The organism is uncultured Anaerococcus sp., from assembly GCF_963512375.1.
Lineage (GTDB): Bacteria > Bacillota > Clostridia > Tissierellales > Peptoniphilaceae > Anaerococcus.
This window is the reverse complement of record NZ_CAUPMI010000019.1, coordinates 40,280-47,077: the sequence shown is the minus strand read 5'-3', so window position 1 is coordinate 47,077 and position 6,798 is coordinate 40,280. Positions and strand designations below refer to the sequence as shown.

The window sequence follows — 6,798 nt, the reverse complement described above, 5'->3', positions numbered from 1 at the left end:
GATCCAAAACCAGAAGATCCAAAGCCAGAAGATCCAAAACCAAATGATCCAGAAAAACCAGGCAAACCTGAAGAGCCAGGCACACCAGGCGAAAGACCTGAAAAACCTGTAGAACCAGGCAAGCCAAGTGAACCAGGTACACCAGGTGAAACTCCAGAAAAACCTGAAAAACCAGGTAAGCCAGGCCAACCTGAAAAACCAGAAGTACCTGAGACTCCAGGAGTTCCAGCAAGACCTGAAAAATCAGCAGAAGCCCAAGGAAATACAGAAAACCTAGCTGGAAACTTAGCTTTTGTTAATAAAGAAAATAAGACAAAGAATCCAAAAACTGGTATAGGCTCAGTTGCCCCAATCATAACAAGCATGGGTATATCAATAGCAGGACTTCTTGCTACTAAGAAAAAGAGAAAAGAAGACGAATAAGTTTTCATTAAAAAAAGTAGGTAGGCACTAAGCCTCCTACTTTTTTGCTAGGTCATTATTAAATTAAAAAGCTAAGAGCCTGCTGTCATTCCGACAGAAAAGCTGCCAGACTTTGACGAGGAAGCCCATAAACACAGGCCTTCTAGTTATAAAAGACCTAGCAATTACTAATCAAATCACAAAAAATCAGCCTCAAGCGCTTGCTTAGGGCTGATTTTTTTTTAGTAAGTTTTAAACCTATCAAATGGGTAGATCCTCATTAAGGCCTCTCCCATGAAATAATCTCTTGAGACAGGACCGAAGTTTCTGGAGTCATTAGACTTGACCCTATTATCACCTAGGAGGAAATATTGGTCTTCACCTACATACCAACCTACTATATCGCTTGTTGGCTCTGTGACCATACCCTTATCCAGGTAGTCTTCGTCTAGTTTTTCAAAGTCTATATAGACATCCCCATCCTTGATTTCAACGTTTTCACCAGGGAGACCTACGACTCTTTTGACGTAGAGCTTCCAAGGTTCGGTTGGGGAATTAAAGATTACTATATCTCCCCTCTTGTATTTTTTGCCAAAGTTTTTGGATATCTTATCTACTAGCATGATATCGCCTGTAGCAAGGGTGTGGTCCATGGAATGACCAGAGACAGCTGTAAGGTCGACTACAAAATATTTGAGACCATAGACTATTAGAAAAATTGCCGCAAAGGTCTTTATAAAATCCCAAAGCTTGGCCAAAAATTTGTTCTTATCTTTATTTTCTATCTTGTCTTTATTTTCTTCAAAATCCTTATTGTCCATTTTAATCTCCTATCTTTGAACAAAATGTACTAAGAGGTCAAAGAGGCCCTTGATTGCCTTCTCATGTGTCCTCTCATAGCCGTGGCTTGCTGCTACACCGCATCCTACTAGGGCGTGCCTATAGTCATAATCACTTGCCACAGCGGCAGATGCATCAGACCCATAAAATGGATAGATATCTACTCCATAGTCTATGCCGACCTTTTTGGCGGTGGCTATCAAATCATTGGTTAGGTCATAATTATAAGGACCTGACGAATCCTTGGCACAAATTGATACCTTTAGCTCATCGCAAGTTAGATCGTCGTGGACTACTCCCATATCTACTGCGACCATATCAGAGATACCAGCAGGGTGGCCTGAGCTTGCCCCATGTCCTACTTCTTCATAGACTGTAAACATCATATATAAAGGACGGTTTATCTTTATATCCTTATCCTTAATTTCCTTGGCTAGGGCAAGGAGGATGCCTGCTGATGCCTTATCATCTAGGTGGCGGCTTTTGACAAAGCCATTGTCTATCCTAAATCTAGGGTCAAGGGAGATGAAGTCACCATTTTCTATGCCTAGGGCCCTGGTTTCTTCCGCAGAATGGGTGATGGCATCTATTACTACTTCCATGGTGGTGTCATCACGTTTGGCCTCTCTTGGGTCGGATGAGCCATGGACTGCTGGATTATTTAGCCTGCAAACTCCAGTATATTCCTTACCAGATCTGGTGTGGATGGTGACATTTTCAAATTCTACAAAATTATAAGGAAAACCACCGATTGTGGTAAGCTTTAGGGCCCCATTGGCCTTTATTGACCTAACCATAAGGCCCAAAGTATCAACGTGGGCTGATAAGAGTAGGCCATTATCCCCTTCCATTTCATTTATTGGGACTATGACATTGCCCTTCTTATTTGTGTAAGGCTTATAGCCTAGCTTTTCAAACTCATCGCAAAGGTATTTTGTGGCCTTCATGGTAAAGCCTGTTGGAGATGGGGTATTTACTAATTCTTTTATATAATTTGTGATTGTATTCATATTATTCCTTTCTTTTCTCGGGTATAATCTAATATAAATACTATATTATAAATTGTGATAAAACCAAAGGAGTTTTATATGAAAAAATACTATTTTAAGGAAAAATTTTTCAAAATAACTGACAAGTACTGGATTATGGATGAAAAAAATGACAAGGCCTTTTATTTGGACCAGGATTTTACCTTTTTTGGCTATAGGTCAAGGGTTTATGATAGGGATATGAAGGAGGCCTTTAAGGTTGAGAGAAAGATCCTATCCTTTTTGCCTACTTATTTTGTAGATTTTAAGGATGGAAGCCAAATGACTATCAAGTCTAGGCTAAGTTTTTTGAGAAGGAAGGTCGATATAGAAACAGATTTTGGGACCATTAATCTTAAGGGATCTATTTGGGATTATGATTTTGATATTAGCCTTGATGGCAAAAAAATTGGGGAGATTTCTAAGGTGTTTTTCGCCATGACCGACCAATACGAGCTAAGGGTCTTAGATGAAGCTTATACTGAGGCAATGATCGCCCTTGTGATTTGCCTAAATAATATCAAGGATAGCGAAGCAGCCGCAGCTGCAAGTTCTGCTAGTAACTAGGAGGGGATATGATATTTATCTTAGCAGGGGTTTTTGCCCTTTTGGGTCTTTATAACCTCTATCTTTTTTCTGGAATTAAAATTAGGGTTAAATTTACCAAGGTGGACCTTGCAGTCTATCTTATGATGCTAGTCATGTTTGCCATCTACCAATGGGTCTTTAAGCCTTATATTATAAACACCCTAGCCATTGGCCTTGCCATAATTTTTTGGAACTATTCGGGCATAATTGCTAGGGGCTTTAGTAGGGATTTTCTTTATACCAATAAGCTTAACCCATTTTTAAATAAAAAGGTAAAGCTTGATGAGATTAAGTCTGTGACCCTATCAAGGGCTGAGAAAAACCTCCTTCTGATAGTAAATTTCAAGGAGGCCAACGCCCAGGATAATATGAGATTTGCTTATAAGAAGGAAAAGGACCTTATTAAACTTCTTAAGGGGCAGAAGGTCAATGTGATTAATTAAAAAATAGCTGGTAAAGGGATTTAGTCCTTAACAGCTTATAAAAAGACAAAATCCAAAAACGCTTTTCCGACTACGGAAATTTAGAAATTCTAAAACTCATAATCCTGTAATTCGCAAACTCGCTTACGCTCAAACAGTGCGAATTACGGTCGGATTATTTCGATTTGAATTTCTTGAAATTTCCTCCGAACGGAACGCTTTCTTTTGGATTTTGTCGATATAGTTATTTGCTGGTAAGGGATTTTGGTCCTTACCAGTTATTTTTTTCCTAAGTTTTAGCGGCCGCCGCCACCTCCACCACCGAAGGATCCACCGCCTCCACCAACAGATGTGGCACCGCCAAAGCCTGCGTTTGAAAAGCCTGTGGCCTCGCCATAAGATTGGTTGATGGATTTTGAAAAGCCTCTGGAGTTTGAAAATAAATATGGATAGTAGATGAAATTATTCATGTAATAATCATCCCTTCCTACTATTTTTTCAAAGCTTTCTCCAAGGCCTAGGATTTGGGCATAGATTAGAAAGTCCTTCCACTTAGGCATCTCTTCTTGGCTTTTTTCTCCAACAAGCTCGTAGTTTGCAAGGTAGGATTTAAACTTGCATAGGTCTTCATAAAGGCTTATACCCTTTTGGGTCAACCTTAGCTCAGTCCCTGTCCTTGATGAAGATAGGAAGGTCTTTTCGTACTCATAGTCTTCGATGTAGCCTTTTTCCTTGAGGGTCGCAAGAGAAAGGTCTTCTAGGTCCTCATAGAAATTATCGAGGGCGTCCTTATTTTTTTCTAGGTATTTTTGATAGGCATAATCTGTAAGGAAGCCATCATGGCTGCTTAGACTTGCCTTATAAAGGGTGTCGAAATATTTGCCCTCGAGGACTCCCATGTTGTCGGGTTTTTCTAGGATTTTGATTTTCTTTTCTGAAACTAGGCCATACTTATCCTCTCCAAGGTCGATTTTTTTAGCAAGGGCCCATTTGAGGATGAAGGCATTTACATAATCTTCAGCTAGATTTATAGAATTGATGTAGGTCTTTTCTATTATAAAGGCCAAGTCTTCGATGTGGCCATCATAAGGGATATCTTTTAAATATTCCCTGCCAAAGTCCTTTGGCTTTCTAAGGTCTTTGAGATTTGTTATTCTTTTTTCAGAAAATGCTAACTTAGCGGCACGGATGCCTGCAAAGGCTCCTGCAAGACCCGTGGCAGCTGCAAGACCTATTAGAATTTTGGCCCATATTGGCATTGGAGGTTTATAGGCCTTACCTTGGTTTTCTTCCCATTTAGACCCTTTCACAGCCTGGTCGGCATAATCTTTGAAATTCTTATCTTCCCTGTAGGAAGTAGCAAAGGTCCCCTTTGGGAATTTGATCATGACTGTGGCATAGTCAATCCCTCCAGTAGAATTAAGCTCTATGACTCCATCCTTATTTTCTATATGACCCCTAAGGCCAAAGCCCCAAAATTTCACATCCTTTCCTATTGGCTTGTAGGATGCGATTTTGATATTTACTTTTTCTGGCATGGGGTCAAAGTCATCTCCCACAAATTTGAAAAAGACCATGTCAGCATCATTTAGACCGATGGCTAGGGGACTTATCTTATATTTTAGGTCATAGCTATTGTCCCCATACTTGCTTATGCCCCAGCAAAGCTCGTATCCATCATCTTTTTGGACTGTGCCGTAGCGGTAGGCCTTTTCTTCAAAGGACTTGTCTATATCCCAAGGGTCTGCTTTTTCAAAATCCTTGCCAAAGGATGATACAGAAAAATTTTCGATTTTAAGGCCTCTAAGATTATTTATGGCCTTGTATCTTTCTGTATAGTCTGTGTCATTTTCATCTATATGCCAGCTTTCCTTTATAGAGCCTGTGCCCTTTTCATCTAGCTTTGCCTCTATATTTATTTCCTTAAATTCATCTGCCAAGGCCTCTTTAGGCAAGAAAATCATTAGGCTCATGGCAATTATTGTCAGTAGTTTTTTCATAGTCATCCTTTCTTTATATCTTCTTATATTTTATTTTACCCAGAATGAAAATTTTTGTATTAATTTTTAACAAATTGGCTTTGACAAATCGCTAAAAAACTGTAGAATTTAGCTAGTTACTCCCTTTCTTTTTGCGAAAAGGGGCATTGTTTTAGGAGTTAATATGGAAAAGAATTTTTTATCCAAAATATATGACAATATAACCCACAACCCGCCTATGGTCCTTACCCTGGGCTTTGCCATTGTAATCACAATTGGAACTTTGCTTTTAAGGATGCCATTTTTTTCTCGTAGTGGTAATGAAACGAGCCTTATTGATGCCTTATTCGTGGCAGCAAGTGCTTCTTGTGTTACTGGCCTTAGCCCTGTAAATACCCTCGAGCATTGGAACTCTTACGGTCATCTTCTACTTATTGTCCTTATCCAAATTGGGGGACTGGGGGTGATGAGTATTACCTCGATGATTCCTCTAATTTTGGGCAAGAAAATTGGCCTAAGCTCTAGGCAAATTTTAAAAGAACAGCTCAATGTCGAAAGTTTGGAGGGCATGATTGCCTTATTTAAGTATGTGCTTTTCTTCTCTTTTGGGGTGGAGCTAATTGGGGCTATGATTTTAGCTATTAGATTTGTACCGATTTTTGGCCTTGCTAAGGGGCTTTGGGTGTCTATTTTTCACTCTATATCAGCCTTTTGTAATGCTGGCTTTGATATTTTGGGCGATAGCATCTATCCTTTTAGGGATGATTTGCTTGTAAATTCCACCCTTTGTGGCCTGGTTATTATCGGTGGTCTTGGTTTTGTGGTGACAAGTGAGCTTTTTAAGAGGAGGTCTTTTGAAAAGATTTCAACCCACTCTAAACTTGTTCTAAGCCTTACAGCTATCCTTCTAGCTGTGGGTACCCTTGGATTTTTTATCCTTGAAAAGGATGGGGGAGTCCTTGTTGGGGAGGGCCTTGGGGCTTCTCTTACAGAATCCTTCTTCCAATCCACTGTAGCAAGGACGGCAGGCTTTTATTCGGTTAAGCTTGAAAATATCAAGGATTCTACAGCTCTTCTTTTGGCAGGCCTTATGTTTATAGGTGGCTCTCCAGGATCTACTGCAGGGGGGATTAAGACTACAACCTTTGGCGTCCTCATCCTTTCAACCCTTGCTGTTATAAGGGGAGAAGATGAGCCGGTTTTATTTAAAAGACACATAGGAGCTGATACTGTGAGAAAGGCCCTTGCTATCTTTGCAGTATCTGTGACAATTATCCTTTCTGTAAGCTTTATCCTTACTATTACAGAAAAGGCAGGCCTTGTAGAAATTTTTTATGAGACTGTATCAGCCCTTGCCACAGTTGGGGCAAGCATGGGAATGACCCCAAATCTTTCAAATATTGGCAAGATTTTAATAACTATTTGTATGTACCTAGGCAGGATTGGCCCAATGACCATGGCCTTTGCCTTTGGCATGAAGACTAGAAAATCACTAATCAGATATCCAGAAAGTTTTATATCTATAGGATAAAGGAGTAA

Annotated in this window: 7 protein-coding genes; 4 read left to right on the top strand and 3 right to left on the bottom strand. The window is 39.8% G+C overall.

Translation table 11 applies throughout. The features are described 5' to 3' along the window. A partial coding sequence (locus tag RRB46_RS08465) for an LPXTG cell wall anchor domain-containing protein (protein WP_311538209.1) occupies positions 1-423 on the top strand: 423 nt, incomplete at its 5' end. Between the two features lie 221 nt (positions 424-644). Here RRB46_RS08465 and lepB read toward each other — a convergent pair. Further along, complete coding sequence (lepB, locus tag RRB46_RS08460) at positions 645-1,223, bottom strand: signal peptidase I (protein ID WP_311538208.1); 579 nt, start codon at positions 1,221-1,223, stop codon at positions 645-647. A 9-nt stretch (positions 1,224-1,232) separates the two neighbouring features. Beyond that, a complete protein-coding gene (locus tag RRB46_RS08455; protein ID WP_311538207.1) occupies positions 1,233-2,252 on the bottom strand; it encodes a M42 family metallopeptidase in 1,020 nt (339 codons plus the stop codon). 78 nt (positions 2,253-2,330) lie between these two features. Here RRB46_RS08455 and RRB46_RS08450 point away from each other — a divergent pair, with 78 nt between their 5' ends. Together RRB46_RS08450 and RRB46_RS08445 are read left to right on the top strand one after the other, a co-directional pair. Next, a complete protein-coding gene (locus tag RRB46_RS08450; protein WP_311538206.1) occupies positions 2,331-2,837 on the top strand; it encodes a hypothetical protein in 507 nt (168 codons plus the stop codon). Between the two features lie 8 nt (positions 2,838-2,845). After that, positions 2,846-3,301: a hypothetical protein gene (locus RRB46_RS08445; RefSeq protein ID WP_311538205.1), complete on the top strand. Its 456-nt coding sequence runs from the start codon at positions 2,846-2,848 to the stop codon at positions 3,299-3,301. Positions 3,302-3,576: 275 nt separating this feature from the next. Here the strand turns inward: RRB46_RS08445 and RRB46_RS08440 are convergent, their stop codons facing one another. Next, positions 3,577-5,280, bottom strand: coding sequence for a DUF2207 domain-containing protein (locus RRB46_RS08440; RefSeq protein WP_311538204.1), 1,704 nt, complete (start codon positions 5,278-5,280; stop codon positions 3,577-3,579). A 163-nt stretch (positions 5,281-5,443) separates the two neighbouring features. On the opposite strand from RRB46_RS08440, the gene RRB46_RS08435 reads away from it, so the two are divergent. Then, positions 5,444-6,790, top strand: a complete 1,347-nt coding sequence (locus RRB46_RS08435) for a TrkH family potassium uptake protein (RefSeq protein WP_311538203.1) — start codon at positions 5,444-5,446, stop codon at positions 6,788-6,790. Positions 6,791-6,798 lie beyond the last annotated feature (8 nt).

What these genes read in the sequence shown, in the direction of transcription:
- RRB46_RS08440 (WP_311538204.1), bottom strand. Translation starts at nt 5,280, where the DNA reads ATGAAAAAACTACTGACAATAATTGCCATGAGCCTAATGATTTTCTTG.
- RRB46_RS08445 (WP_311538205.1), top strand. Translation starts at nt 2,846, where the DNA reads ATGATATTTATCTTAGCAGGGGTTTTTGCCCTTTTGGGTCTTTATAAC.
- RRB46_RS08450 (WP_311538206.1), top strand. Translation starts at nt 2,331, where the DNA reads ATGAAAAAATACTATTTTAAGGAAAAATTTTTCAAAATAACTGACAAG.
- RRB46_RS08455 (WP_311538207.1), bottom strand. Translation starts at nt 2,252, where the DNA reads ATGAATACAATCACAAATTATATAAAAGAATTAGTAAATACCCCATCT.
- lepB (WP_311538208.1), bottom strand. Translation starts at nt 1,223, where the DNA reads ATGGACAATAAGGATTTTGAAGAAAATAAAGACAAGATAGAAAATAAA.
- RRB46_RS08435 (WP_311538203.1), top strand. Translation starts at nt 5,444, where the DNA reads ATGGAAAAGAATTTTTTATCCAAAATATATGACAATATAACCCACAAC.